25 protein-coding genes are annotated in these 23,705 nt (G+C 61.6%); 4 read left to right on the forward strand and 21 right to left on the reverse strand.

Annotation, left to right across the window (positions count from 1 at the left end; all coding sequences use genetic code 11):
• The first annotated feature begins 132 nt into the window (after window positions 1–132).
• Both ABD923_RS06385 and ABD923_RS06390 read left to right on the forward strand, forming a co-directional pair.
• Window positions 133–915, forward strand: coding sequence for an ArdC family protein (locus ABD923_RS06385; protein WP_476691410.1), 783 nt, complete (start codon window positions 133–135; stop codon window positions 913–915).
• Window positions 916–1,038: 123 nt separating this feature from the next.
• Window positions 1,039–1,458, forward strand: coding sequence for a hypothetical protein (locus ABD923_RS06390; RefSeq protein WP_259549851.1), 420 nt, complete (start codon window positions 1,039–1,041; stop codon window positions 1,456–1,458).
• Between the two features lie 24 nt (window positions 1,459–1,482).
• Here ABD923_RS06390 and ABD923_RS06395 read toward each other — a convergent pair whose 3' ends face one another.
• Complete coding sequence (locus tag ABD923_RS06395; protein WP_259549852.1) at window positions 1,483–1,710, reverse strand: hypothetical protein; 228 nt, start codon at window positions 1,708–1,710, stop codon at window positions 1,483–1,485.
• Window positions 1,711–2,260: 550 nt separating this feature from the next.
• On the opposite strand from ABD923_RS06395, the gene ABD923_RS06400 reads away from it, so the two are divergent.
• A complete protein-coding gene (locus ABD923_RS06400; protein ID WP_243786370.1) occupies window positions 2,261–2,491 on the forward strand; it encodes a hypothetical protein in 231 nt (76 codons plus the stop codon).
• A 468-nt stretch (window positions 2,492–2,959) separates the two neighbouring features.
• Here ABD923_RS06400 and ABD923_RS06405 read toward each other — a convergent pair whose 3' ends face one another.
• The 15 genes from ABD923_RS06405 to ABD923_RS06475 all read right to left on the reverse strand — a co-directional run bounded on the left by ABD923_RS06405 (window position 2,960) and on the right by ABD923_RS06475 (window position 17,323).
• Window positions 2,960–3,307 carry a hypothetical protein gene (locus tag ABD923_RS06405; RefSeq protein WP_259549854.1) on the reverse strand — a complete coding sequence of 116 codons (348 nt, stop codon included), beginning with the start codon at window positions 3,305–3,307 and terminating at the stop codon, window positions 2,960–2,962.
• A 285-nt stretch (window positions 3,308–3,592) separates the two neighbouring features.
• Window positions 3,593–4,324, reverse strand: a complete 732-nt coding sequence (locus tag ABD923_RS06410; RefSeq protein ID WP_259549855.1) for a DUF1566 domain-containing protein — start codon at window positions 4,322–4,324, stop codon at window positions 3,593–3,595.
• 59 nt (window positions 4,325–4,383) lie between these two features.
• Window positions 4,384–5,706 (reverse strand): relaxase/mobilization nuclease domain-containing protein, encoded by a 1,323-nt coding sequence (locus ABD923_RS06415; RefSeq protein ID WP_259549856.1) that lies wholly within the window; start codon window positions 5,704–5,706, stop codon window positions 4,384–4,386.
• Window positions 5,703–6,125, reverse strand: a complete 423-nt coding sequence (locus ABD923_RS06420) for a hypothetical protein (RefSeq protein WP_259549857.1) — start codon at window positions 6,123–6,125, stop codon at window positions 5,703–5,705. The genes ABD923_RS06415 and ABD923_RS06420 overlap by 4 nt, the downstream gene beginning before the upstream one ends.
• Window positions 6,126–6,314: 189 nt before the next feature.
• Window positions 6,315–7,355, reverse strand: coding sequence for an Ldh family oxidoreductase (locus tag ABD923_RS06425; protein ID WP_259549858.1), 1,041 nt, complete (start codon window positions 7,353–7,355; stop codon window positions 6,315–6,317).
• On the reverse strand, window positions 7,352–7,756 hold the full coding sequence (locus ABD923_RS06430) for a cupin domain-containing protein (protein WP_259549859.1): 405 nt from the start codon (window positions 7,754–7,756) through the stop codon (window positions 7,352–7,354). The genes ABD923_RS06425 and ABD923_RS06430 overlap by 4 nt, the downstream gene beginning before the upstream one ends.
• A complete protein-coding gene (locus ABD923_RS06435; protein ID WP_259549860.1) occupies window positions 7,749–8,036 on the reverse strand; it encodes a putative quinol monooxygenase in 288 nt (95 codons plus the stop codon). Before ABD923_RS06435 ends, ABD923_RS06430 begins: the two co-directional genes overlap by 8 nt.
• Before the next feature lie 177 nt (window positions 8,037–8,213).
• Complete coding sequence (eutC, locus tag ABD923_RS06440) at window positions 8,214–8,972, reverse strand: ethanolamine ammonia-lyase subunit EutC (RefSeq protein WP_259549861.1); 759 nt, start codon at window positions 8,970–8,972, stop codon at window positions 8,214–8,216.
• Window positions 8,969–10,345, reverse strand: coding sequence for an ethanolamine ammonia-lyase subunit EutB (locus ABD923_RS06445; protein ID WP_259549862.1), 1,377 nt, complete (start codon window positions 10,343–10,345; stop codon window positions 8,969–8,971). The genes eutC and ABD923_RS06445 overlap by 4 nt, the downstream gene beginning before the upstream one ends.
• A gap of 52 nt (window positions 10,346–10,397) precedes the next feature.
• Window positions 10,398–11,282, reverse strand: coding sequence for a formyltetrahydrofolate deformylase (gene purU / locus ABD923_RS06450; RefSeq protein WP_259549863.1), 885 nt, complete (start codon window positions 11,280–11,282; stop codon window positions 10,398–10,400).
• A gap of 86 nt (window positions 11,283–11,368) precedes the next feature.
• Window positions 11,369–12,271 carry a bifunctional methylenetetrahydrofolate dehydrogenase/methenyltetrahydrofolate cyclohydrolase FolD gene (gene folD / locus ABD923_RS06455; RefSeq protein WP_259549865.1) on the reverse strand — a complete coding sequence of 301 codons (903 nt, stop codon included), beginning with the start codon at window positions 12,269–12,271 and terminating at the stop codon, window positions 11,369–11,371.
• Window positions 12,268–12,843 carry a sarcosine oxidase subunit gamma gene (locus ABD923_RS06460; RefSeq protein WP_259549866.1) on the reverse strand — a complete coding sequence of 192 codons (576 nt, stop codon included), beginning with the start codon at window positions 12,841–12,843 and terminating at the stop codon, window positions 12,268–12,270. Before ABD923_RS06460 ends, folD begins: the two co-directional genes overlap by 4 nt.
• A complete protein-coding gene (locus tag ABD923_RS06465) occupies window positions 12,836–15,784 on the reverse strand; it encodes a sarcosine oxidase subunit alpha family protein (protein ID WP_259549867.1) in 2,949 nt (982 codons plus the stop codon). Before ABD923_RS06465 ends, ABD923_RS06460 begins: the two co-directional genes overlap by 8 nt.
• A complete protein-coding gene (locus ABD923_RS06470; protein WP_259549868.1) occupies window positions 15,781–16,062 on the reverse strand; it encodes a sarcosine oxidase subunit delta in 282 nt (93 codons plus the stop codon). The genes ABD923_RS06465 and ABD923_RS06470 overlap by 4 nt, the downstream gene beginning before the upstream one ends.
• A 10-nt stretch (window positions 16,063–16,072) precedes the next feature.
• Window positions 16,073–17,323, reverse strand: coding sequence for a sarcosine oxidase subunit beta family protein (locus ABD923_RS06475; protein WP_259549869.1), 1,251 nt, complete (start codon window positions 17,321–17,323; stop codon window positions 16,073–16,075).
• A gap of 118 nt (window positions 17,324–17,441) precedes the next feature.
• Between ABD923_RS06475 and ABD923_RS06480 the strand changes: the two genes are divergently transcribed.
• Window positions 17,442–18,389 carry a GlxA family transcriptional regulator gene (locus tag ABD923_RS06480; RefSeq protein WP_259549870.1) on the forward strand — a complete coding sequence of 316 codons (948 nt, stop codon included), beginning with the start codon at window positions 17,442–17,444 and terminating at the stop codon, window positions 18,387–18,389.
• Window positions 18,390–18,419: 30 nt separating this feature from the next.
• Here ABD923_RS06480 and glnT read toward each other — a convergent pair whose 3' ends face one another.
• The 5 genes from glnT to ABD923_RS06505 all read right to left on the reverse strand — a co-directional run bounded on the left by glnT (window position 18,420) and on the right by ABD923_RS06505 (window position 23,551).
• Complete coding sequence (gene glnT / locus ABD923_RS06485) at window positions 18,420–19,736, reverse strand: type III glutamate--ammonia ligase (protein ID WP_259549871.1); 1,317 nt, start codon at window positions 19,734–19,736, stop codon at window positions 18,420–18,422.
• A 68-nt stretch (window positions 19,737–19,804) separates the two neighbouring features.
• Window positions 19,805–21,130, reverse strand: a complete 1,326-nt coding sequence (locus tag ABD923_RS06490; protein ID WP_259549873.1) for an FMN-binding glutamate synthase family protein — start codon at window positions 21,128–21,130, stop codon at window positions 19,805–19,807.
• Window positions 21,131–21,140: 10 nt separating this feature from the next.
• Entirely contained in the window at window positions 21,141–21,827 is a 687-nt protein-coding gene (locus ABD923_RS06495; protein WP_259549874.1) for a GltB/FmdC/FwdC-like GXGXG domain-containing protein, read from the reverse strand.
• Between the two features lie 4 nt (window positions 21,828–21,831).
• The gene (locus tag ABD923_RS06500; protein ID WP_259549875.1) at window positions 21,832–22,722 is read right to left on the reverse strand and encodes a class II glutamine amidotransferase; all 891 of its coding nucleotides are present in this window, start codon (window positions 22,720–22,722) and stop codon (window positions 21,832–21,834) included.
• Window positions 22,723–22,918: 196 nt separating this feature from the next.
• On the reverse strand, window positions 22,919–23,551 hold the full coding sequence (locus ABD923_RS06505; RefSeq protein ID WP_259549876.1) for a helix-turn-helix domain-containing protein: 633 nt from the start codon (window positions 23,549–23,551) through the stop codon (window positions 22,919–22,921).
• Window positions 23,552–23,705: the final 154 nt, after the last annotated feature.

Below are 23,705 nucleotides of genomic sequence, written 5' to 3' on the forward strand. Positions count from 1 at the left end.
TCAGGATGAACGCCTTCTGCGCCTCCGTGAACTTCGATGCCTTCATGCGATTCCGCTCCTCTCCCAGCCTGGGAAACTTAGCGGAAAACTCCAGCTTCAACCGATCCAATTTTCAGGGAGCAGAGCAAACCCCTGCGCCATAATGGACTAGCCTATAGCGGCATCAACGTTCTGATGTTGTGGGGCGCGGCGATGGAGGCGGGTTATTGCTCCCCGTACTGGATGACCTACCGCAAAGCCCAAGAGCTGGGCGCACACGTTAGGAAGGGCGAGCGCGGCAATTCCGTTGTCTATGCCAATACCATCACCAAGCTTGAGGAGCAGGACAACGGCACGGAGGAAGAACGCACCATACCGTTTATGAAGGCTTACACTGTCTTCAACGTGGAGCAGATCGAAGGCTTGCCCGAGCACTACTACGACAAGCCCGAGCCTGTCATCGATCCTGCGCAACGGATCGAGCATGCCGAAGACTTCTTTGGGGCGACAGGCGCGGACGTTCGGCACGGCGGCAATCAGGCCTTCTACAGTGGCGGCAGCGATCATGTGCAGATGCCCGTCTTCGAGTGTTTCCGCAGCCCCGAGGCCTACTATGCGACCTTGGCGCATGAGCTGACGCACTGGACGAAGCACCCCAAGCGCCTTGACCGAGAATTCGGGCGCAAGAAATGGGGCGATGAAGGTTACGCCCGCGAAGAGCTGGTTGCCGAACTCGGCGCGGCGTTCCTTTGTGCCGATCTTGGCCTGACCCCCGAGGCTGGCACAGATCATGCCGCCTATATCCAGAGCTGGCTGAAGGTGTTGAAGGACGACAAGCGGGCGATCTTCTCGGCAGCCGCACACGCCCAGAAGGCAGCAGAATTCCTGCATGGCTTCCAAGCCCAGACCGAAACAGCAGAAGGGGTCGCCGCGTAAGCGGCGAGTGCCGAAAACGCTGTTTTTTATGAGACAAGCAGCGTACTTTTTTAGGTTTACTAATAATTAAGGAAATTCGATTAGTGTGAATTTGTTTTCATTAAATATATATTGTGAGGAAAAATGGCTGATTTGTGTAATGAATTTGAACGACGTAGTGTAGCACTTGACGAAATTGAAGGTATTATTTCAGTACAGCAGGAAATGATTTCAGCGGTAGAGGCAGAAACAATTAATCAAGGCTTCGTCTCTCACTATGAATATGGAAGAGCGCTATCTGAAGATGAGCAGCATGACCAGAACGCATTTGATATGCGATTCGCTCAAAATATGGAGGAAGCCCTCTCCACTCAATCCTTTGATGAATTTATGGATGATTATACCAGCAATATTGCGCTTGCGCGCGAAACCGGACTTGACATAGAGGTTCTTAAAATTGAATGTTCGGTTTCAATGATTGGCGACATCAACAGCATGTTGCAGGGCGCTGTCGAGGACATCGAGTCTGTTACAAACGATTTGGGCAATTCGCTTGCACGTTAGTAGGCCCATAAACTTCCTTTTTTCTTAGCGCAAGAAATTCGCGGCTGACCTCACGGCCAGCCGGATCAGGATTTGGAGTCCTGGCGCACGGGTCGCCAGTTCATCTTCGATAGTTTGCATTGTCACAAGCGCTTCGCGCTGTTCCTGCGAGCCACGCGGGGCGGCGGTGAAGGCGATGAACGCTTCTTTGCGCAGACCGTACAATTCAGGTGTGCTTAGCGTTGCTGCTTCAAATCGAGTGACAAGTTTCATGTCATCCTCCTTTGGCTTCAAGGAGGCTCCGAACCATTCAGAGCCTTTCGGCTCACACACACATCATCATCGGCCAGTGAAGGCGCTGATGGTTCGGTACTGACGCTAGAACGTCATAGGCGGATGCGCAGGGAGCGCGTCTGCGGTTTGCGGCGGCTATCGCCCAAAACACTACAGGATTGATCGCGGTTGATCGGAAAGAAGCGGGCTTCGGGCTTGCCTGCCGTCACAATGTACTCGTAAACGGCAGCGCCAGCGTTTCCAGATGCGGATTATCGCCAGAAGATGAGCGAGACACGAAGCAGGGCATGACGGATGCGGCTGGTTGCAGGGCAGTTGCCGTTTTTCTGACCACGTAGTTCTCACCCCTTTCATCGGGGCGGGCTTGCATCAGGACTCCCAAGAACCCTGGCCGAACGCGGCTTCGGTCTTCAATGGCCTGCCCGCACCACCTGGCTTTGCCAGCCGTGTTGACCATGAACCCCGAGCCTTTGCCTTCGGCCTGACGGGAGGGCGTTAGCAGGCCACCCTAAACAAAGGAGATGAGATCATGGCACGCGAAAAAACGAAAACTACCCCAGCACTAAACGCACCCGACTTTCTGGCCTGGCACGTTACGCAGAGGGGCGAGAAATCCTTCTGGAACAAAGTCGGTGCAGCATGGGCGCACAAGGACGGACAGGGCTACACGCTTCAGCTTGAGACTTGCCCGATCAACGGACGGATCGTCCTGCGGGCTCCGCTCGAAGATACCCCACCGCAAAACGAAGGGCGCTCCTAAAGCGTGCCAGACGCTTTAGGAACTTTTCGGCGGAGCTTGTAATGCTGACGTATCAGCCTTTTAGAGGAAACTTGAAGATATGGGTAATATTAATATTTGGACTATAAGTTTTGAAATCCCCAAATTCTCAATTGAATGGTCGTTTGCTATTGCTATCATACTACAAAAAACATGATTTAAATGAGGTTATAAAATGAGCAAAAAAGACAGTGGGTCACTTGAAGGCTGGACGTTATTAAGGCTAACATAGAGGTGGGAGTGTAATTTAACGAACGAGTCGGAAAGTAAAAAGTAACGGTATCAAAGAATGGTGAGACGCTCGATCAGGTCTTCAACGCGAAAGCAAACCCAATTGCTTTTGAAGTGTCCAAGCTTGTCCAACAGGATTATGACAGAGCGCTTCGTATTGCTGAGGTTTTAAAGAGGCATTTGGGATAAGCGGGCCGATATAGAAGCTGTGAAGGGAATTTATAATTTAAAATCTTTGCCATCTTCGATTTTTCTTGCTGATTCCTGTTCTGTTATTAATCCACCCAGAAAACCTTGAAGATCGTTCGCCAGCAGAACCGGATTAGTTTTGTTGTCGCCTGCACCAATGTTGTTGTGTGCTTTGCGCCATGCAAATATTGCGCCGTAATATTCGTTATCTTTCTTAAGATTTACCATTACGTATATTTCCCCAAATGCATCGTAGGACGAACCAACAGCATAGAGGCTAGGAGGCAATATGATAGAGTCCCTATCGGCATAGAAGCTTTCATTTAGTATTTGATTTATTGATTCAATGTGGGCTGGATCGAAAAGCCCGTCAAACATGCACGAGACAGGACCTGTTTCAAAATTAGCGACAAAAAAAATGCTTCCCCTCTCCAAAATAGGTTTCAGCCGCTTTTACATCGGATATAAATGCATCCACGAAAGAGTCTGGAAACTGTACAGTTCCAAGATTTTGATGATTGAAGGCAAACTCATCAGAGACTTCACGAAATCTATAAGTACCCTCTACCCCCTCATACTCAGCGTATCTGAATGGCATGATCCCCCCTCTACTATCTTCATATTGATTTTATTTTTGCATAAGACTTATTAAATTGAACGTTATTACTTCCTAACACAGCGGACGGCGAGGCCTTCGTTCTTATCCATGTCGTCATAGTTTCCGTCGCTGATCCTCTGGGCCCGCCCATTGAAGTCAGTGCTCTCCGAGGAAGACCAGTAGTACCCGGCGGGAAACGAACCTGTTTCGTTAAATGTCCCGTTCAAATCGCCCGTGTTCTTATTGGTGTAGAGTACATCAAGTTCATCCTGTGCAGGCAAGTACCAATCGCTATAGCCATGCGCGGTTAATCCGTCACAATATTCAGCCGCCGCAAACGGATAATCCGGTTCGCCCGTGGCTCCCACCAGAAACGCCGTGTTTGCCTCACCCGTTTGACAGGTTGCCGCAAAGCCGGGTGGTTCGTTCGTACAGTCTGCCATCGACAGGTTGGTGTAATTGAACGTGCCGTCATTCCAGGAATATGTCGCTGGTGCATCCGCTGGTGTCGTGTACATCGCAACATTTCCATCAGGGCTCAAACCCGCATAGATCGAGCCATCATCGCAGGTGTCGCCTATATTTGAGCAGTTTGTTGGTCCGCTGGGAGGTGCGACGTATCCGGTATCTTCATGGAATGCGACCCACCCCAGCCCGAGTGCGCAACCTACAAAGACATCATGATCGGCATTGTATATCACAGCTCCGGCAGCCGCATTCGGATTAGTGCAGTCTTGCGCCACTACCGGCGAAGCATAATACAGAAGACTAAAAGAAAGAATAAGAAACGACCTCATAAGATATTATATATTGATATTCATTGCCGATAAACTAAGAAATTGAGATTTTTTGAATTTTAAGGCTCAAAGCCGCGCTGACGATTTGAGCGTGGCACGCGTTCGCGCTTGCGGCCTTCTTCTTCGCGTGTCTTCTCGCGCTTACGCGTGGGCGTGTGATCGGGGTCAAGCCGATCATCGCGCATATAGTGTGCCACGTCTTCACGCAGACGTAGCAGCTCTTCTTTAGCAGCTTCCCGCTGCGCACGGATATCACGCTCAATGGCTTGCCTTTCCTCGATTTGCTTGAAGATCAGTGCGTCCGTCTCGGCGCGGTCGCGGTGCAGGGCTTCCAGCGCTTCATGTTCATTCTGCGCTCGCACCTTCGCATACTTGCCTGTCAGGCGATGCCAGATGCCCGAGAATCCCTTCGGCAGACGTTCCGCCCGCTTGCGGGTTTCGGCCTGCCAGCGTTTCTCATGGGATTCGGCAAGCTGGCGGCGCTCTTCCTGATGCCGACCGACAATCTCCGCTTTGCGAAAGTCGATCTGCAACGACCGCCGCGCCGCGTCCCTCTCGGCCTGCTTGATGAATTCTTGCAGCTTGGCCGTGATACCGCCCGCGATATTGGCCTTCACCTGATCGACCGAACGAAGGTTTTGCGGCTCGCCGAGTTTGGCTTCCACGTCCTTTGCCTTCACGCCGCTGTAGCGGGCAACGGCATAGACCTCGCCGCGATAATCGACCGCGACAAAGCCGCGCCGATTACCCTTAGCGAGCCAGAACCCGCGCTCCTTGAGCGCCTGTTCGAATGCCGCGCGGTTGTCGGAGGATTCCCAGACAGTCTTAAAGACCGACTTCAACTCTTTTACATCGAGGCCAGTCCGCTGCGCTTGCTGCCATTCTTCCCGCGAGAATGTGAAGGGATCGCGCAATCGCCGATCTTCCTGGCCGCGCGGAATCGCCCAGCCGTGGTCTATGTAGAGCTGGCGCGACACATCGCGCAGCTTGATTTTGTAGTGATTCAGGTTCAGCGCTCGCATCCGCTCGCTGTCGATCCGCGACCAGACGGTATGAGCGTGTCGCCGCCCGTCTTTCTCATGGAAGACGATGGCGCGGGGCTGGCCTTCTAGCCCGAGCTTAGCTTCGACTTGCTCTATCGCCTTTTCGAAGTCCTCGATGGACGCATTCGCGCCATTGGGCGGGTTGAAGCTCATCGAGAACAGATGCTTTTCGCAGCGTGTGCCCCGTGCGATGGCATCGGCTTCGCCGAACGCCTCGATCAGATCTTCACTGATGAAGCCGCGCACATCGTGCAGCTCGACATGATCGTTGTCCCGCATTGCCAGCAGGTAGCGGGCGAGCTGCGGGGCATTGCCGCGCTCTTTGGCCTTCAAGATCATGGCTCGCTCCCTGGCGCTTTGCCGAGAGCTGCCAAGAGTTCCGCCCGCATTTCCGAGATTTCGCGGCAGGCTTCTTTGATCTCCGCTTCGGTTTCCGGCGTGACAGGGAGGGAGCCCAAGTTCGCCGCTTTGGCGAGTTGGTTCATGTTTTGGGACAGGCGAGACTGACCAAGAGCCCCAGCCATGCGGCCAAGGGCTTCCTTGTCCTGAACAGGGCTGTTACCGCGCTTCTTGCGCGGTGCAGCATCAACGCCGAAAAGACGCTCTCGGATGTAGGCGGCAAGAGTCTTGCTGCCCCGTTCCGCATCCAACCGCGCCCGTTCTTCATAGGTCAGGCGCAGCGAAAACGGCGGCGGATAGTCCGCCTTCTCCGCCTCTGGCTTGGCTATGTTATTGAATTCATGGCGCGAATGTGTCATCTTCGCACCTCAGACTTTTAAAGTCCGAACGGGCGAGATGGTATTCCCACTCTTGGAGAGCCTCAATCAGGGAGTTCAAGTCCTCTCCCTCTAGGCGCACCATCGTTTTCTCCGGAAATTGATAGAGGCCCGCGTTCGAAACGGCACGGCTTTTGCCGGCAAGTCGGTCTGCCCGACGGGCCGTGCCGATCAGGCTGGGAAGTCGAGGCCGAGTTCGGCGCCCTTCTCGCTCAGTTCCATCGCCACATCCGCCGGAAGAGCGATACCTTCGGAGAGCGCCCGCGCCTCGGCCCGCGCCTCGACCTCGCCGGGATAGAAGATCTCGTCCACGCCATCGCCGCGCGGGGCGGATTTCAGCGATACGATCAACGCTTCCATGTCGGCTTCGAATTCTGGCAAGGGGCGCAAGGCCGCGATGTTGATGGCAATCGCAAGATGACCCACACCGCTTCGCCCCTCGGGCATGTAGGGACCGACGATGGACGCGCCGAACCCGCTACCGGACAGGACGCCGGACAGCATGTCCATGATCATGGAAATGGCATACCCCTTGTGCCCGGCCATGGGCAGGATCGTGCCGGCGATGCCCGCCGCCGGATCGATCGTTGCGACGCCCTGCGTGTCGATGGCCCAACCTGATGGAATATGCTCGCCACGCGCCTTCGCGGCATAGAGCTTGCCCCGCGCCACGGCGGTGTTGGCGATATCGAGGACCATCGGCGGATAGCGGCCCGCCGGCGCGGCCCATGACCACGGGTTGTTACCAACGCCCTTCTGGCGCCCGCCCCAAGGGGCCATGGCCGGGCTGGCATTGGTGCAGAGAAACCCGATGCAGCCCGCGGCAGCGGCCTGACGCGTGAAATACATCGCCGTGCCAAAATGCCCCGAGTTGCGGACGGAGACCGCTCCGATGCCATGCGTCCGCGCGGCCTCGATGGCGCGGGCCATCGCCTCCTGGGCCACAACCTGCCCGATTCCATCATGCCCGTCGAGGCGCGTGATCGCGCCCATGCCCCCGTCCACTGTCACCGGCGCGTCGGCCCTGGTTGCCCCTGACGCGATCCGCGCGCCATACCAGAAGGTGCGCATCACCCCGTGCGAGGCGTGCCCCCAAAGGTCGGCCTGCACAAGGCTGTCGGCGACAAGGGCCGCGCGATCAGCGGGCACGCCCATTTCGCGGTAACACCCGGCCACGAAGGCGCGCAGGTCATCGGCTGCGACGCGGATCATGACCCGTCCCGGTTATCGGAAACGATGCGCCGCTCTTCGCCGGTTTCAACGAGAGTGCGGGTGGCGTCGGCCGAAGCATAGGTCCAGAAGATCCGGAGCGGGGTCGCGCCCATGTTGGAAAAGCGGTGCGGCAGCCCGGTTGCCACCCAGACGACATCGCCCGCTTGGGCGTCGAACACGTCGCCGTCGATCTCGACCTTCGCTTCGCCCGAGACGATCAGCACGCTTTCTTCGCAATTGTGGAAATGGAGCGGTATCCCCGCGCCCGGAGGGATATCCGTGAACCCGTTGAGGATCGCCCGGGCGCCCGTGTCCGGCGTGACCATCTGAACGGTGGACGCCCCGCCGCCCCGTTCGATGCGCGGGCGTTCGGCCTCTCTGCGGATCGCGCGATTACCCATCGAGGTGCCAGGTGCGGACGGTCTTGTCCTGCACCCACCCCAAGGTCGCCTCGGAAAAATCTGCGTAATGCGCTGTCGCCTTGTGCGCGTCGAAGGCCGCGGCATCGGTATTGAGCTCGTAGAGAAAGACCTCGCCCGGGCGCTCAGGGTCGCGGCAGATGTCGAACCGATGGCAACCCGCCTCCTCCGACAGGGATCGGGCGGCGTTCTCGCGAAGCGCGGACAGTAAGCCCACTACATGGGCCTCTCGGATCGTGAAGGTGACGGTGACGACGAACATGACAGCCGGGCGTTGAGTGCGAAGGACCCGAACGCTATGCGCCCAGCACAGCACCCGCAAGCAAGATCAGGATCGGCAGCGCCCTGCGGATCATCGAGGGGGGTCCAGCAGAAGATCGGCGACACGCCGAAACAAGAGCGCGCCCGCACTTGGCGGTGCGCGGGGCATCCCGGGACCTCAAGGCCCAGTTGGCAGCACCCCGTCGCGGGCCAGCATCTGGTTCAGCGCCACGCCACTCTGGCCGGAGCGCTGCATGGCTACGATCAATCGCAACGCCTGATCGGCGGCGGCCTCGACGCTCGTTCCCGCCTCGCGAATGTTGGAGATGCAGTTGCGCGCGCTGTCCGGGGTTTCGGCCATGGGGGCATGGGTCAGGTAGACACCAAGGCTGTCGGCGGCGGACAACCCGGGACGTTCACCAAGCGCCATGACAACCGTTTTCGCGCGCAGGGCCAGCGCGACCTTGTCGCCCAGGGCCACCCGCGCCTGATGCGCAAGGATGATCGGAGAGACCGTCATGCCCGCGTCCGAAAGCCGCCTGGATAAGTCCGACATGAAGGCCGGCCCATTGAGGTGAACCGCCGTGGCTGACAAGCCGTCCCCAAGGACAAGGGCCACGTCCGGCGCAGCCTCTTCTGCCAGGGCTGCCGCGTGGCGGTCCGGCAAGGCGCGGCCAAGATCGGGGCGGCGGATGAAGTCATCGCGAGAGGGCGCAGCACTTGCTACAACGCGATGCGTCAGCCCCACGCGTTCCAGCGTCACGGCCAATTGCGCGGTGTCGAGTTCGGCCAGAACGGCCGCGCGCGCCTGCGCGTGATCCAGAGCGAAGCCAAGCGCCTGACCGGTCGTCAGGGCCCTGCCCCGACCACTGAAACTGAGCCGGGCCTGTGTCAGTGCGCCGATTTCGGCGCGGGATATGGGTTTCGGATCGCTCATCCGGCCGGAAGCCTCAGACGCGACAGCGCCGTTTCGAGGGTGGGCAGTGTTATCTCGGGCGTTCCGATGCCATTGGCCTGCATCCACGCGACGAATTCGGGCGCCGGTGGCCGGCCCAGTGTCTCACGAATGAACTGCGCGTCATGGAAGGCAAGGGATTGATAGTTCAACATGATATCATCCGCGCCCGGCACCGTGATGACGAAATTCACACCGGCGGCGGCCAGCGTGGTCAGCAGGATATCCATGTCCTCCTGATCGGCATATGAATGGTTGGTGTAGCAGACATCCACCCCCATCGGCAGGCCCAGCAGCTTGCCACAGAAATGATCCTCGAGCCCCGCGCGGATGATCTGCTTGCCGTCGGCGAGGTACTCGGGCCCGATGAACCCGACCACCGTGTTCACCAGCAATGGACGGTAACGCCGGGCCACCGCATAGGCGCGGGCCTCCATCGTCTGTTGATCCATGCCGTGATGCGCCTCTGCCGAGAGGGCGGCCCCCTGCCCCGTCTCGAAATACATGAGGTTCGCACCCTCCGGCGCGCGGGCCAGCTGCCTCACCGCATCATGGGCCTCGTCCAGCATGGCCAGGGTCACACCGAACCCGTCATTGGCCTTTTGCGATCCGGCCACCGATTGGAACACGAGATCGATCGGCGCGCCGACCTCGATCGCGGCGATCGCCGTGCTGACATGGCCAAGGCAGCAATGTTGCGTCGGGATATCGAGCTGCGTTCGGATCGCCTCCAGCACCTCGCAGATGCGGATGTAGTCGGGCAGCGTGTCCGTTGCGGGGTTCACCCCGATCACCGCATCGCCCGCCCCCATCATCAGCCCATCCAGCGCCGAGAGCGCGATGCCGCGACTGTCGTCGGTCGGGTGATTGGGCTGGTTGCGGGTCGACAGCCGGCCTTTCAAGCCGATGGTCGATCTGAAACGGGTGACCACCTCGATCTTGGCGGCGACGGCGATCAGGTCCTGCGCCCGCATGATCTTGCTGACCGCGGCCGCCATCTCAGGCGTCAGCCCCGGGGACACGCCCGCAATCCGCGCGCCCGTCGTACCCGGATCGAGAAGCCAGTCGCGGAACTCGCCCACCGTCAAGGACGCTATCGGCGAGAAAGCGTCGGCATCATGCTGCGCGGCGATCAGCTCGGTGACCGCATCGCCGTCCACCTCGAGCACATCGCCCAGAAAGGCGGCAAGCGGCACGTCGGCGAGGCAATGCTGCGCGGCGATCCGCTCGACCGGGCCATCGGCCGATACACCGGCAAGGTGATCCCCGCTTCGCTCGGGGCTGGCCTTGGCCAGCAAGACCTTGAGCGACGGAAAGCTGTAGCGCGTTGCGTTGATGTCGGCGTGAAACCCCATGCGATGAGGAGACCACCGAGGGCCTGCCGCGGCAAGCCCTCTCCTGTGCGTCTCAGCCCATGCGTTCGCTGGAATAGCCGCCGGGCGAGGCCGGGAAAACCACGGTCTTGTTGCCGTTCAGGAACACGCGGTGATGCGCATGGGCATGGATCGCCCGTGCCAGAACCTGGCTTTCCACGTCGCGCCCAAGCGAAACGAAATCCTCGGAGCTTTGGGCATGGGTGATCCGCACCACGTCCTGCTCGATGATCGGCCCCTCGTCGAGATCGGCGGTCACGTAATGCGAGGTCGCCCCGATCAGTTTCACGCCGCGCACATAGGCCTGCTTGTAGGGGTTCGCGCCCTTGAAGGACGGCAGGAAGGAATGGTGGATATTGATGATCCGGCCCGACATCTTCTGGCACATCTCGTCCGACAGGATCTGCATGTAGCGCGCCAGAACGATCAGTTCGGCCTCGGTGTCCTCGACGACCCGCATGATCGCGGCCTCGGCCTCGGGCTTGTTGTCCTTGGTCACGCGGATGCAGTGAAAGGGGATGTCGTTGTTCACGACGACCTTCTGGTAATCCATGTGGTTCGAGATGACGGCCACGATCTCGACCGGCAGGGCCCCGATCCGAACCCGGTACAGCAGGTCGTTCAGGCAATGCCCGAAGCGCGAGACCATGATGACGACCTTCATCTTCTGCGTCTCGTCATGGAAGGCAAAACTCATGTCGAAGGCCTCGGCGATGCTGGCAAAGGCGGCCTCGAGCGCGGCCTGATCGACGCCCTTCTGCGAATCGAAGCTGACCCGCATGAAGAATTGGCCAGTTTCCAGATCGTCATATTGCGAACTGTCGGTGATGTTGCAGCCTTGGTCGGCAAGGAAAACCGCGATGGCCGCGACGATCCCGCGTTGTGTCTGACACGTCACGGTCAGGCAATGTTTCGTCATGGTGCTCTCCATTTGCGAGGTGGCGCAGGCCGCACCCCCCTTGATCCCTGGGTTGGTCGATTTCGGTGTGGTAAAGGCTCAGGCGGTCAGGCCGTCAGCCCCTCGGGTTCAGGCAATCCATTGGCGCGGCAGGCGGCGGTCACGGTATTGGCCAGCAGGCACGCGATGGTCATCGGACCCACGCCCCCCGGCACCGGGGTGATCGCACCCGCCACCTCGACCGCGCTGGCGAATTCGACATCCCCCACCAGCCGCGTCTTGCCCTCGCCCTTTTCCGGCGCAGGCACGCGGTTGATGCCGACGTCGATCACGGTCGCGCCCGGTTTGATCCAGTCGCCCGTCACCATCTCGGGCCGGCCCACGGCGGCGACAAGGATATCGGCGCGGCGGCAAACCTCTTCGATGTCCTTGGTGCGCGAATGGGCGATGGTCACGGTGCAGCTATCGCCAAGCAATAGCTGCGCCATCGGCTTGCCCACGATGTTCGAGCGCCCGATCACCACCGCGTTCAGGCCAGACAGGCTGCCAAGATGATCGCGCAGCATCATCAGGCATCCCAGCGGCGTGCAGGGCACCATCGACTTTTGCCCGGTCCCCAGCAGGCCGACATTCGAGATGTGGAACCCGTCCACATCCTTGGCGGGGTCAATGGAATTGATGACCAGATCACTGTCCAGATGCCCCGGCAGCGGCAGTTGCACGAGAATGCCATGCACCGCCGGATCCGCGTTCAACTGCTCGATCAGCGCCAGCAGGTCGGCTTCCGAGGTTTCGGCGGGCAGCTTGTGCTCGAAAGAGGCCATGCCGACCTCGACCGTCTGCTTGCCCTTGTTGCGCACGTAAACCTCGCTGGCCGGATCCTCGCCCACCAGCACCACCGCCAGGCCGGGGGTGATCCCGTGACCGTCCTTAAGTCGTGCCACGTGGCCCGCCACCTTTTCACGCACGCTGGCGGCAAAGGCTTTTCCGTCGATGATATGTGCCGTCATTCTGTCAAGTCTCCGTCTGTCTGGGCGCCGATCCGGCGCGCGGCGGTGCTCAGCGCGTGCCACAGCGCCCCCGCGTAGGTCCGCATGCCGATCACCGCAAGCCTGTCTTCAGCCCTGCGAACCAGAAAGACACCGATATGTTCAAGGGTCGTTCGTGTCGCTGCCCCCGGCTCGAATGTTTGCGGGTCGAGATTGACCAGCTTGCGCATGACCGCCTCGAGCGGGCCTGCACCGCCGACCGATGAGATCTCGAAAGCGGCAAACCCATCGGTTTGTTCGGTAACCGACGCCTCGGGCACCTCGGCCTTGAGCATCGCGGCAATATCCCGAGCGCCCTGCGCCTCGATCATCCATTGGTCTCGGCCAATCCAGAAAGCGCCGTATTCACCTGCCTGCGACGATTGTCCGACGCCGGGCAGGGTCAGGCCAAAGGGGGATGGCACCCCCTGCCCCTTGCGCAAGCTGAGCGAGGCAAGGGAAAGGTCGGGCTGCTCGGTCAGGCGCAGCACACCGAAATCTTCCGATCGTGCAACCGTTCCGCCAAGCGCGGTGATGGGGGTCAGATCAGTCACGCAGGCGTCCTCCTTCGGGGTCGACGAAATGGGCCGAAACGACTTCGACGGTCACCTGCTGCCCCTCCAGCGGGTTGGCGGCGGTGATGACCTCACCCATGCGGGTGTCGCCATCTTCGAGGAAGCCCAGCGCGATATGGCTTTCCAGATGCGGCGAATAGCAGGCCGAGGTGACCCAGCCCTGATCGTTCGCCATGTCGCGCGGTGCGTCCTTGGCGAACAGATGCGCCCCGGCGGCCACAGGCTTTTGTGCGTTCACAGGTTTCAGCCCCACAAGGCGGCGCTTGTCCCCGGCCAGCCCCTCGCGGCGCGACATGATCGCGCCGATGCTGTCCTTCTTGACCGAGACCATGCGGCCCAGCCCCAGCATCTGCGCCGTGGTCTGGCCGTTCAACTCGGCGCCGGCAGCGTGGCCCTTCTCGATGCGCAGGACGCCCAGCGCCTCGGTCCCGTAGGGGGTGACGCCCAGATCCGCGCCCTTCTCCATCAGACGCTGCATCAGCGCGTGGCCGTAGCGGGCGGGCACGGCGACCTCGTAGGCCAGTTCACCCGAGAACGAGATGCGGAAAAGGCGCGCGCGCAATCCGCCGCAGATCGTCAATTCACGGCAGGCCATGAAGGGAAACGCCTCGTTCGAGATGTCGGCGTCATCCACGATGCGCTGCAGCAGCGTGCGCGACTGCTGCCCTGCCACGGCGATCTGCGCCCAGGCATCGGTGGTCGAGATCAGTTGCACGTCCAGATCGGGCCAGACGCATTGGCGGAAGAACTCCATCTGGCGATAGACCAGCCCCGCATTGGCGGTGGTGGTGGTGACGACGTAGTGATCCTCGGCGAGGCGGGCGCAGGTGCCATCATCGTAGCAATGGCCATCCTCGCGCAGCATCAGGCCATAACGGACCATGCCGACCTTCAGCGTGCCCATCATGTTGGCATAGACGCGGTTGAGGAATTCGCCCGCATCGGCCCCCTGCACGTCGATCTTGCCCAAGGTCGTCACGTCGCACAGTCCGACGCCGGACCGGACGGCCAGAACCTCGCGATCCACGCTTTCGCGCCAATGGGTTTCACCGGGTTGCGGGAAATACTGCGCGCGCATCCACGGGCCGACCTCGACGAATTCGGCACCTTGGGCTTCGGCCCAGTGATGGGTGGGCGTCAGGCGCTTGGGCCGGAAATGCGGCCCCGTATCGCCGCCGCCCAGAACCGACAGGGACACCCCGGTATAAGGCGGGCGGAAGATGGTCGTGCCGGTCTGCGGGATGGTCTTGCCCGTCAGTTCGGCCATCACCGCCAAGGCCGAGATGTTCGAGGTTTTACCCTGATCGGTTGCCATACCCAGCGTCGTCCAGCGCTTCAAATGCTCGACCGGGCGCATGTTTTCCTTATGCGCCAAGGCGATATCCTTGACCGTCACGTCGTTCTGGAAATCGACCCAGGCGCGGCGTTTGCCGGGAACATGCCAGAAGGCCTCCTGCGCGGCGGGGGCGTTTTCGGCCTGTGGCAGGGTGACGGGCCTGGCGGCCATGTCGATCTCCAACAGGGCCGTGATTGCCGCCTGCATGCCATCGGCCAGCGCATCTGCCACGCCGCCCTTGCCCGCCGCAGCGCCTGCGGGGATCAGGCCCTGCGGACCATTCGGCCCCGGCACGAAGGCCAACAGTCTGTCATCCCATACCGGTCGCCCGCGATGGTGCGAGGCCAGATGCACGTTCGGGTTCCAGCCGCCCGAAACCCCCAAGGCCCCGACCGAGTGCCATTCGGATTGGCCGTTTTGCGTGATCTCGATGGCATAGAGGCTTTGGCGGCCCTTGGTGCCGGTCACGGTGGCCCCGGCGAAGACCTCATAGTCGCCAAAGCAAGGTGCATCCGCGCGGCTGTCGATCACGCCAAGGACGCGCGCGCCATGGGCGATCAGGTCCATCGCCGTGCGGTGCCCGTCATCGCCATTGGTGAAGATGGCAATCGGGTCGTTCGCGTGCTTCAGCGGCATGACGGCCCAACGGTTGGCAAAAGCGCGCATGGCACCGGCCAGCATGATACCGGGGCGGTCATTGTCGGCGAAGGGGATATGCCGCTCGGTCGCGCCAGCCGCCAGCACCGCGCGTTTCGCTGTGATCCGCCACAGGGTTTGGCGCACCTTGTCGCCGGGGGTGGGCAGGTGATCGGCCACGCGTTCCACCGCGCCATAGATGCCGTGATCATAGACACCGAAGACTGTCGTGCGCGGCATCACGCGGACATTGGGCAGGCTGTCCAACTCGACCCGGGTGGCGGCGACCCAATCGCGCGCCTCGGCCCCGTCCAGCCTGTCGCGTTCGGCCAGCAGACGCCCGCCAAGGGCAAAATCCTCATCCGCCAGAATGACCTGCGCCCCGGCGCGTCCAGCGGTCAGGGCCGCCGACAGGCCCGCCGCGCCACCGCCGATGACCAGCAGGTCGCAATGCAGGAAGCCTTTGTCATAGGCGTCGGGGTCGGCCTGCATCGACAAGGCCCCCAGCCCCGCCGCGCGGCGGATCGCGGGTTCATAAAGCTTTTCCCAGAACGCCTTGGGCCACATGAAGGTCTTGTAATAGAACCCCGCCGCGAGGAATGGCGACAGCAGGTCGTTGACCGCCAGCAGGTCACGCTCGAGAGAGCCGATATGGTTCTGCGACCGTGCGCTGAGACCATCGTAAAGCTCCGTCACCGTGGCGCGGGTGTTCGGCTCGGCCCGCGCGCCGTCGCGCAGGGTGACCATGGCGTTCGGCTCTTCGGACCCGGCGGCGAACACACCGCGCGGGCGGTGGTACTTGAAGCTGCGGCCCATCAGTTGCACGCCATTGGCCAAGAGCGCCGAGGCCAGCGTATCGCCCTGGTAGCCGCTATACTCGGTGCCGTTGAAGCTGAAGCGCAGGCGCGCGTCGCGGTCGATCAGACCACCTTTCGACAGACGGGTCATTGTGCGCCCCCCAGTTTCACGTCGCTGGCCAGTTCCGCGCCGAGGATCTCGTGCGTGGTGGTGTCGCGCGTCACGACCAGCCAGGAGCGGTCGCCTGCCTCGTGAAACCACAACTCGCGATGCACGCCCGCCGGGTTGTCGCGCAGAAAGACGTAGTCGGCAAAGGCCGCTTCGGCGTCCTCGCGCGTCGGGTCTGGCCGATGCATCAGCGACGCATCGCCGAGATAGGTGAATTCCTGCGCGTCACGCAGGCCAAGCAGGGGATGGGGGATCAGCATCCGGGCGACCTCAATGCAGGTTGGGTTGGGCGCCAACGCCCTTTTCATCGATGACATGGCCGCGCGCGAACCGATCAAAGCGGTAGGCGGTGGCCGTCTCGTGTGGGGTGTCGGTGGCGAGCAGATGAGCAAAGGCGTAGCCCGAGGCGGGCGTCGCCTTGAACCCGCCATAGCACCAGCCGCCATTGAAATAGAGGCCGTCAGTGTCGGTGCGGTCGATGATGGGCGAGCCGTCCATCGACATGTCCATCACCCCGCCCCAGGCGCGCAGCAGCCGCGCGCGCCCGATCATGGGCATCAGGGCCATGCCGCCCTCGATCACATCCTCGACCACGGGCAGGTTGCCGCGCTGCGCGTAGGAGTTGTAGCCGTCGATATCGCCGCCAAAGACCAGCCCGCCCTTGTCGGACTGGCTGACATAGAAATGGCCCGCGCCGAAGGTGATGACGCCGGGAATGGTGGGCTTCAGCCCCTCGGACACGAAGGCCTGCAACACGTGGCTTTCGATGGGCAGGCGCATCCCGGCCAGCCCCATGACCCGGCTGGAATTACCGGCCACCGCAACGCCGACCTTCTTGGCGCCGATATAGCCGCGCGAGGTTTCGACCCCCTGCACCGCGCCACCTTCGATGCGAAAGCCGGTGACCTCGCAATTCTGGATGATGTCGACGCCGCGCTGGTCGGCCCCGCGTGCATAGCCCCAGACCACGCCATCATGGCGCGCAGTGCCTGCGCGTGCCTGCATCAACCCGCCCTTGATGGGAAAACGCGGGTTGTCGTAGTTCAGGAACGGCACCATCTGGCGCAGTTCATCGCGGCCCAGCAGGCGCGCATCGGCCCCCGCCAGCAGCATGGCGTTGCCGCGCCTGCGATAGGCGTCGCGCTGGCCATCGGTGTGGATCAGGTTGATGATGCCGCGCTGGCTGACCATCGAGTTGAAGTTGGTTTCCTGTTCCAGGTTTTCCCAGAGCTTCATGGAAAACTCGTAGAACGGCTCGTTGCCCGGAAGCAGGTAGTTGGAGCGGATGATCGTGGTGTTGCGCCCGATATTGCCCGAGCCGAGCCACCCCTTTTCCAGGACCGCAACCTTCAGCTCCCCGAACGTCTTGGCGAGGTAGAAGGCCGTGGCAAGCCCATGCCCGCCGCCGCCAACGATCACGATGTCATAGGCCGGTTTCGGATCCGGGTCGCGCCACAGAGGTCGCCAGCCCTTTTGACCGGTCAACGCCTCTTTCACGACCTTGAAGCCAGAGAATGTCATGCGGTGCTCTCCATCTGCTGAGCAGATTTCTACTGGAGAAATAATTCCGCATATTCCACAAAGAGGACATAAACGTTCATTTTTGGGCCATCCACATGGATCGGCGCGGACCTATACGATGAAGAGAGTCGCCTTTCTGCTGCTGGACGGTTTCGCGCTGATGTCGACGGCCTCGGCGCTTGAACCTTTGCGCGCGGCGAACCTGTTTTCACCGACGCTCCGCTATGACATCACGCTCTTGTCGGATACGGGGCGGCGGGCCACCTCGTCCGTCGGGGGCGTCTTCGAAACACGGCCCTATCGCGATGCGGTGCCCTTGTACGACTTGCTGTTCGTGGTGGCCGGCGGCGACCCGGCGCGGATCCATGACCCAACCCTGTTCGCATGGCTCAGACAGGCGGATCGCAACGGCGTGGCGCTTGGCGGCATCTCGGGCGGCGCGGTGGTGCTGGCCAAGGCCGGGCTGCTGGAAAACCGGCGTTTCACGGTGCATTGGCACCATTACGAGGATTTCGACCGCCTGCCTGGCGAATGGCTGCTGGAGCGGCGCTTGTTCGTGATCGACCGCGACCGCTACACCTGCGCGGGCGGCGCAGCGCCCTTGGACATGATGCACGCGATCATCGCGCGCGATCATGGCACGAGGTTCGCGCAGCGGATTTCCGATTGGTTCATCCAGACCGAGGTGCGCGGCGCGGATGCTCCGCAACGCCGCGCCACGGCAAGGACCTATGGCGCGGTGCCGCCCCCGGTCGAGGCCGCGCTGGACCTGATGGAAAGCCATGTCGCCGACCCGCTGTCACAGGATCAGATCGCGGCGCTGTCGGGCCTGTCGATCCGGCAATTGCAGCGCCAGTTTCGCGCCGCGACGGGGCGGTCTGTCATGCAGGAATATCGCCGTATCCGCCTGGAAACCGGGCGCGAATTGGTCACCGAGACGCGCCTGCCGCTGACCGAGATCGCGCATATGACCGGGTTTTCGTCGCAGGCGCATTTCTCGGATGCGTTCTCGGCGCTGTTCGGGACACCTCCCTCGGCTTTGCGCAAACGACAAGGCCCGGACTGAGCCGGGCCTTCAGATACAGGATCATCGCGCTCAGATATCGAGCGTGTGCTCTTTCTCCCATCGTGAAAAATGCGACACGAAGGAATTCCATTCCTGGTGTTTCATCTTGATGAAAGACGCCGCGAACGCATCGCCCAGCATCGCCGTCAACTCGTCATCGGCCTCCAGGGCGCGAATGGCATCCAGCATGTTCAACGGAAGCTTCGGCGCGCCCTCGATCTTGTGGCCCTCGGCATACATGTCGATGTCATAGCGCGGGCCCGGATCGGCCTTGGTGCGGAGGCCCGACAGGCCGGCGGCGATGATGACCGCTTGCAACAGATAGGGGTTCACCGCCCCATCGGGCAGGCGCAGCTCGAAGCGCCCTGACCCTGGCACGCGCACCATGTGGGTGCGGTTGTTGCCCGTCCACGTGACGGTGTTGGGCGCCCAGGTCGCGCCAGACAGGGTGCGCGGCGCGTTGATCCGCTTGTAGGAATTGACCGTGGGGTTGGTGATCGCGGCCAGCGCCTCGGCATGTTTCATGATCCCGCCGAGGAAATGGCCGCCCTGCTCGGAGAGGCCAACCTCGCCGATCTCGCCGCCCGCGTTGCCGACGAAGGCATTGGTCTTGCCCTCCAGATCCCAGACCGAGATATGCGCATGGCAGCCGTTTCCGGTCAGGCCCGCGATGGGTTTGGGCATAAAGGTGGCGCGCAGCCCATGCTTTTCGGCCACCGATTTCACCATGAACTTGAAAAAGCTGTGGCGGTCGGCGGTGACCAGGGCATCCGCGAATTCCCAGTTCATCTCGAACTGGCCGTTCGCGTCCTCGTGGTCGTTCTGATACGGCCCCCACCCCAGATCGAGCATGTAATCGCAGACCTCGGCGATCACGTCATAGCGGCGCATCACGGCCTGCTGGTCGTAGCAGGGCTTATCCGCCGTATCGAACGGGTCGGAAATCTGGTCGCCCTCGGGAGTGAGCAGGAAGAATTCGGCCTCGATGCCGGTCTTCACGCGCAGCCCCTCGGCCTTGGCCTCGGCCACCAGCTTTTTCAGTACGTTGCGCGGGGCCTGTTCGACGGGCTCGCCCTCCATCACGCAGTCGGCGGGCACCCATGCGACCTCGGGCTTCCACGGGAGTTGGATCACCGCGTCGGGGTCTGGCACGGCCAACATGTCGGGATGCGCCGGCGTCAGGTCCAGCCATGTGGCGAATCCGGCAAAGCCCGCACCGTCCTCTTCCATATCGGCGACGGCCTGCGCGGGCACCAGTTTGGCGCGCTGCCCCCCGAACAGATCGGTGTAGGAGATCATGAAATACTTGACGCCGGTCTTCGCGGCAAAATCTGCAAGTTTGCTCATCTTTGTCATCCTGTTCCCTGTTGGTGAAAGAGGGGCGCAATGGCCCCTCTCGATCCTGTCCGATTGCGTCAGAAGCCCGGCTTGCCCGGGTACCAGTTGGTCCCGGCCAGCGGCACCTGCGCCATGGCGGCGGCCTCCATCGTCAAGGCGCAAAGATCCTCGGGTTCGAGGTTGTGGACATGGTTGTGCCCACAGGCCCGCGCGATGGTCTGGCATTCCAGCGTCATCACGTTGAGGTAGTTGCGCAGCTTGCGCCCTGCCGCCATCGGGTCGAGTCGCTTCATCAACTCGGGGTCCTGCGTGGTGATGCCCGCCGGATCGTGCCCCTCGTGCCAGTCGTCATAGGCCCCGGCGGTGGATCCGAGCGCCTGGTACTCGGCCTCCCATTTGGGGTCGTTGTCGCCGATGGCGACCAGTGCCGCCGACCCGATCGAGACCGCATCGGCCCCCAGCGCCAGCGCCTTGGCCACGTCGGCCCCGCTGCGGATACCGCCCGAGACGACAAGCTGAACCTCGCGGTGCATGCCCAGATCCTGCAAGGCCTGAACGGCGGGGCGGATGCAGGCCAGCGTGGGCTGGCCGACATGTTCGATGAACACGTCCTGCGTGGCGGCCGTGCCGCCCTGCATCCCGTCCAGCACGACCACGTCCGCGCCCGCCTTCACCGCCAGCGCTGTGTCGTAATAGGGGCGCGCGCCGCCGACCTTGATGTAGATCGGCTTTTCCCAGTTGGTGATCTCGCGCAATTCGAGGATCTTGATCTCCAGATCATCGGGGCCGGTCCAATCCGGGTGGCGACAGGCCGAGCGCTGGTCGATGCCCACCGGCAGGTCGCGCATGCCTGCGACCCGTTCGGTGATCTTCTGGCCCAGCAGCATACCGCCGCCGCCGGGTTTTGCGCCCTGCCCCACCACGACCTCGATCGCATCGGCGCGGCGCAGATCGTCGGGGTTCATCCCGTAACGCGATGGCAGGTATTGATAGACCAGCTTCTCGGAATGGCCGCGCTCTTCCTCGGTCATGCCGCCGTCGCCGGTGGTGGTCGAGGTGCCCGCCATCGTCGCGCCACGGCCCAGCGCCTCCTTGGCATTGGCAGACAGCGAGCCGAAGGACATGCCCGCAATCGTGATCGGGATCTTCAACTCGATGGGCTTTTTCGCGAAGCGCGTACCCAGCGTGACCGCCGTCTCGCATTTCTCGCGGTAGCCTTCCAACGGGTAGCGCGACATCGACGCGCCGAGGAACAGCAGGTCGTCGAAATGCGGCACGCGCCGCTTCGCGCCCCCGCCGCGGATGTCGTAGATGCCGGTATCGGCCGCGCGACGGATCTCCGAGTTGATCGAGTTGGAGAACGTCCAGCTTTGGCGCGGTTCGGTCTGCGGTGTCTTGTCCATGTCGCGCTCCTCAGTATTCGTCGGCGTGGTCGATGTTGAAATTGTAGAGCTTGCGGGCCGAGCCATAGCGCCTGAACTCCTCCGGCTTGGCATCGGCGCCCGCCTGCGCCAGCAGCTTGGCCAGGATTTCCAGGTGCTCGGGCCGCATCTCTTTCTCGATGCAATCGGCGCCCAGCGACTTGACGTTGCCGCGCACGAAGAGCCGCGCCTCGTAAAGCGAGTCGCCCAGCGCATCCCCCGCATCGCCCAGCACCACAAGGTTGCCCTTCTGCGCCATGAAGGCCGACATGTGGCCGATATTGCCATGCACCACGATGTCGATCCCCTTCATCGAGATGCCGCAGCGCGACGAGGCATTGCCCTTGATATTCAGCAATCCGCCATGCCCCGTGGCCCCGGCATACTGGCTGGCGTCGCCCTCGATCGTGACGATGCCGGACATCATGTTTTCGGCCACGCCGGGCCCGGCGGACCCTTCGACGGTGACGGTGGCTTCCTTGTTCATCCCGGCACAGTAATAGCCGGTCGAGCCCTTGATGGTGACGGTCAGCGGCCCGTCGAGGCCGCAGGCCATGGCATGGGCCCCGCGCGGATTGACGATCTCGTAATCCTCGTTGGCCTGTGCGCGGGCCGCGGCCTGAAGCGTGGTGTTCAGCGCGCGCAGGTCGGTCGCGGTCATGTCGAGCGTGGTGGTCATCGGCTCAGCGCTCCCAGAAATAGACGGTGGCAGGTTCGGGTTCCCAGACGCGGGCGGCCTCGATCCCCGGCAGGTCGGCGAAGGCCCGGTATTCGCTGGCGAAGGCGACGTAATCGTCGGTTTCGGCCATGACGGCGGGTTTGCAGGCGATGGGGTCGCGCACCACGCCGAACCCGTTCCTGGTGCCGGTCACGAAGGTGAAGAACCCGTCGAGATCCTTGATGGTCCCTTCCAGCGCCTCGCCCAGCGTGGCGCCCTCGGCGATGCGCGACGAGATATAGGCCGCGCCGACCTCGGTGTCGTTTTCCGAGCGGGTGAACACGCCCTTGCGCGCCAGCGTGCGGCGCATCTGGTTGTGGTTCGACAGCGACCCGTTGTGAACCAGACATTGGTCATCGGCGGTCGAGAACGGATGCGCGCCCATCGTCGTCACGGCAGACTCAGTGGCCATGCGGGTATGCCCGATGCCGTGCGAGCCGCCCATGTCGCGCAGGCCAAACCGCGCGGCGACATCCTTGGGCAGGCCGACTTCCTTGTAGATCTCCATCGACGCGCCCGAGCCCATGATGCGCAGGCCGGCCTCTTCCAGCCAGGCGATGGCGGCGGCCTCGGTGGCTTCGGGGACCGTCAGGACCGCATGGGTATCGACGACCCTGATCGCCACCGGCCCTTCGATAGCCGCGGACAAGGCGGCGTCCAGATTGCCGAACGCCTCTTCGGGGCTGTCCGATTGCACCGTGATCTTCACCATGCCCTCGGTCTCGCGGCCGTAGATCGCGATTCCCGCACTGTCGGGTCCGCGATCGGTCATGGTGATGAGCATATCGGTCAGCATGTCGCCCAGTTGCGGGCGCAAGTCATCCTTCTTCAGGAAGAGGCCAACAATGCCACACATAGGTTCCTCCGTAATGGGTGTGATCCCGGCGAGGTTCGCGCCGTCACATTATCACTAAAGAGAAAACTATTTTCTTTTCAAGAAAGTCCTTCGCTGCATGCGAAAAACCACTCAACATGGCTGCATTTGCATGGTTTTTAGGCAGAAATCGTCATTTTCTGACGGATGCGCCCATTTTTCAGGCGCTTTTGGCCACCTAGCGGGCCTGAGGATAGGTGATAATCGAAAGATACCGGGCGGGAATCTCGATCAATTGTTCCGGACCATGGGGGGAATCGGCATCGAAAAGCAGCGAGTCGCCCGGTTCCAGATCGTACATCTTGTCACCGTGGCGATAGCTGACACGCCCCTCCAGCATATAGAGAAACTCGATCCCCTCGTGCTGAAAGGCCGGGAAGCGATCGGAGCTGCTGTCGAGCGTGATCAGGTAGGGTTCGACCACCACGCCGGAATTGTTCGACCCGATATGGCCCAGCAGGTTGTATTGATGCCCGGCACGCGTTCCGGCGCGCTCGATCTCGGCGCCCTGCCCCGCCTTGACATGCATGCAGCCGCGTTCTTCCTCATATCCCGCAAACAGCTGGACAAGCGGCACGCGCAACCCATGCGCCAGCGCTGAAATCGTGTTGAGCGAGGCCGAGATCACCCCGTTCTCGATTTTCGACAGCATGCCGACCGAGATGCCCGTCTGCGCCGCCAGATCGGCCCCCGTCATACGCTGACGCTTGCGCAACTCCCGCACCTGCCGACCGATGGCGACCTCCAGGTTCTTTTCCCGGGGTTCCTTCACCGCGTGCGGGTTCTGTTGCAACCGGCTTCGATCGGCCATCGGTTTACTCTCCTGTTTTGCCGAGGATGGCGTAGCCTGCGCGGCTTGTCGACATTCCCATGGGGAAAATTTGTTGACTAAAAAACGCTACAGGTTTGCGCTGATTGTGTAATCCGCGCCGAGGCTGAACCTGTGTTGTTGAAAATCAGGGGGG

Source organism: [Roseibacterium] beibuensis (genome assembly GCF_039542305.1).
Classification (GTDB): Bacteria; Pseudomonadota; Alphaproteobacteria; order Rhodobacterales; family Rhodobacteraceae; genus Roseibacterium; species Roseibacterium beibuensis.

Bases quoted from the DNA above. Each gene is read 5' to 3' on its own strand.
- ABD923_RS06390 (WP_259549851.1), top strand. From the start codon at position 1,039: ATGGCTGATTTGTGTAATGAATTTGAACGACGTAGTGTAGCACTTGAC.
- ABD923_RS06395 (WP_259549852.1), bottom strand. From the start codon at position 1,710: ATGAAACTTGTCACTCGATTTGAAGCAGCAACGCTAAGCACACCTGAA.
- ABD923_RS06400 (WP_243786370.1), top strand. From the start codon at position 2,261: ATGGCACGCGAAAAAACGAAAACTACCCCAGCACTAAACGCACCCGAC.
- ABD923_RS06405 (WP_259549854.1), bottom strand. From the start codon at position 3,307: ATGTTTGACGGGCTTTTCGATCCAGCCCACATTGAATCAATAAATCAA.
- ABD923_RS06410 (WP_259549855.1), bottom strand. From the start codon at position 4,324: ATGAGGTCGTTTCTTATTCTTTCTTTTAGTCTTCTGTATTATGCTTCG.
- ABD923_RS06415 (WP_259549856.1), bottom strand. From the start codon at position 5,706: ATGATCTTGAAGGCCAAAGAGCGCGGCAATGCCCCGCAGCTCGCCCGC.
- ABD923_RS06420 (WP_259549857.1), bottom strand. From the start codon at position 6,125: ATGACACATTCGCGCCATGAATTCAATAACATAGCCAAGCCAGAGGCG.
- ABD923_RS06425 (WP_259549858.1), bottom strand. From the start codon at position 7,355: ATGATCCGCGTCGCAGCCGATGACCTGCGCGCCTTCGTGGCCGGGTGT.
- ABD923_RS06430 (WP_259549859.1), bottom strand. From the start codon at position 7,756: ATGGGTAATCGCGCGATCCGCAGAGAGGCCGAACGCCCGCGCATCGAA.
- ABD923_RS06435 (WP_259549860.1), bottom strand. From the start codon at position 8,036: ATGTTCGTCGTCACCGTCACCTTCACGATCCGAGAGGCCCATGTAGTG.
- eutC (WP_259549861.1), bottom strand. From the start codon at position 8,972: ATGAGCGATCCGAAACCCATATCCCGCGCCGAAATCGGCGCACTGACA.
- ABD923_RS06445 (WP_259549862.1), bottom strand. From the start codon at position 10,345: ATGGGGTTTCACGCCGACATCAACGCAACGCGCTACAGCTTTCCGTCG.
- purU (WP_259549863.1), bottom strand. From the start codon at position 11,282: ATGACGAAACATTGCCTGACCGTGACGTGTCAGACACAACGCGGGATC.
- folD (WP_259549865.1), bottom strand. From the start codon at position 12,271: ATGACGGCACATATCATCGACGGAAAAGCCTTTGCCGCCAGCGTGCGT.
- ABD923_RS06465 (WP_259549867.1), bottom strand. From the start codon at position 15,784: ATGACCCGTCTGTCGAAAGGTGGTCTGATCGACCGCGACGCGCGCCTG.
- ABD923_RS06470 (WP_259549868.1), bottom strand. From the start codon at position 16,062: ATGCTGATCCCCCATCCCCTGCTTGGCCTGCGTGACGCGCAGGAATTC.
- ABD923_RS06475 (WP_259549869.1), bottom strand. From the start codon at position 17,323: ATGACATTCTCTGGCTTCAAGGTCGTGAAAGAGGCGTTGACCGGTCAA.
- ABD923_RS06480 (WP_259549870.1), top strand. From the start codon at position 17,442: ATGAAGAGAGTCGCCTTTCTGCTGCTGGACGGTTTCGCGCTGATGTCG.
- glnT (WP_259549871.1), bottom strand. From the start codon at position 19,736: ATGAGCAAACTTGCAGATTTTGCCGCGAAGACCGGCGTCAAGTATTTC.
- ABD923_RS06490 (WP_259549873.1), bottom strand. From the start codon at position 21,130: ATGGACAAGACACCGCAGACCGAACCGCGCCAAAGCTGGACGTTCTCC.
- ABD923_RS06495 (WP_259549874.1), bottom strand. From the start codon at position 21,827: ATGACCACCACGCTCGACATGACCGCGACCGACCTGCGCGCGCTGAAC.
- ABD923_RS06500 (WP_259549875.1), bottom strand. From the start codon at position 22,722: ATGTGTGGCATTGTTGGCCTCTTCCTGAAGAAGGATGACTTGCGCCCG.
- ABD923_RS06505 (WP_259549876.1), bottom strand. From the start codon at position 23,551: ATGGCCGATCGAAGCCGGTTGCAACAGAACCCGCACGCGGTGAAGGAA.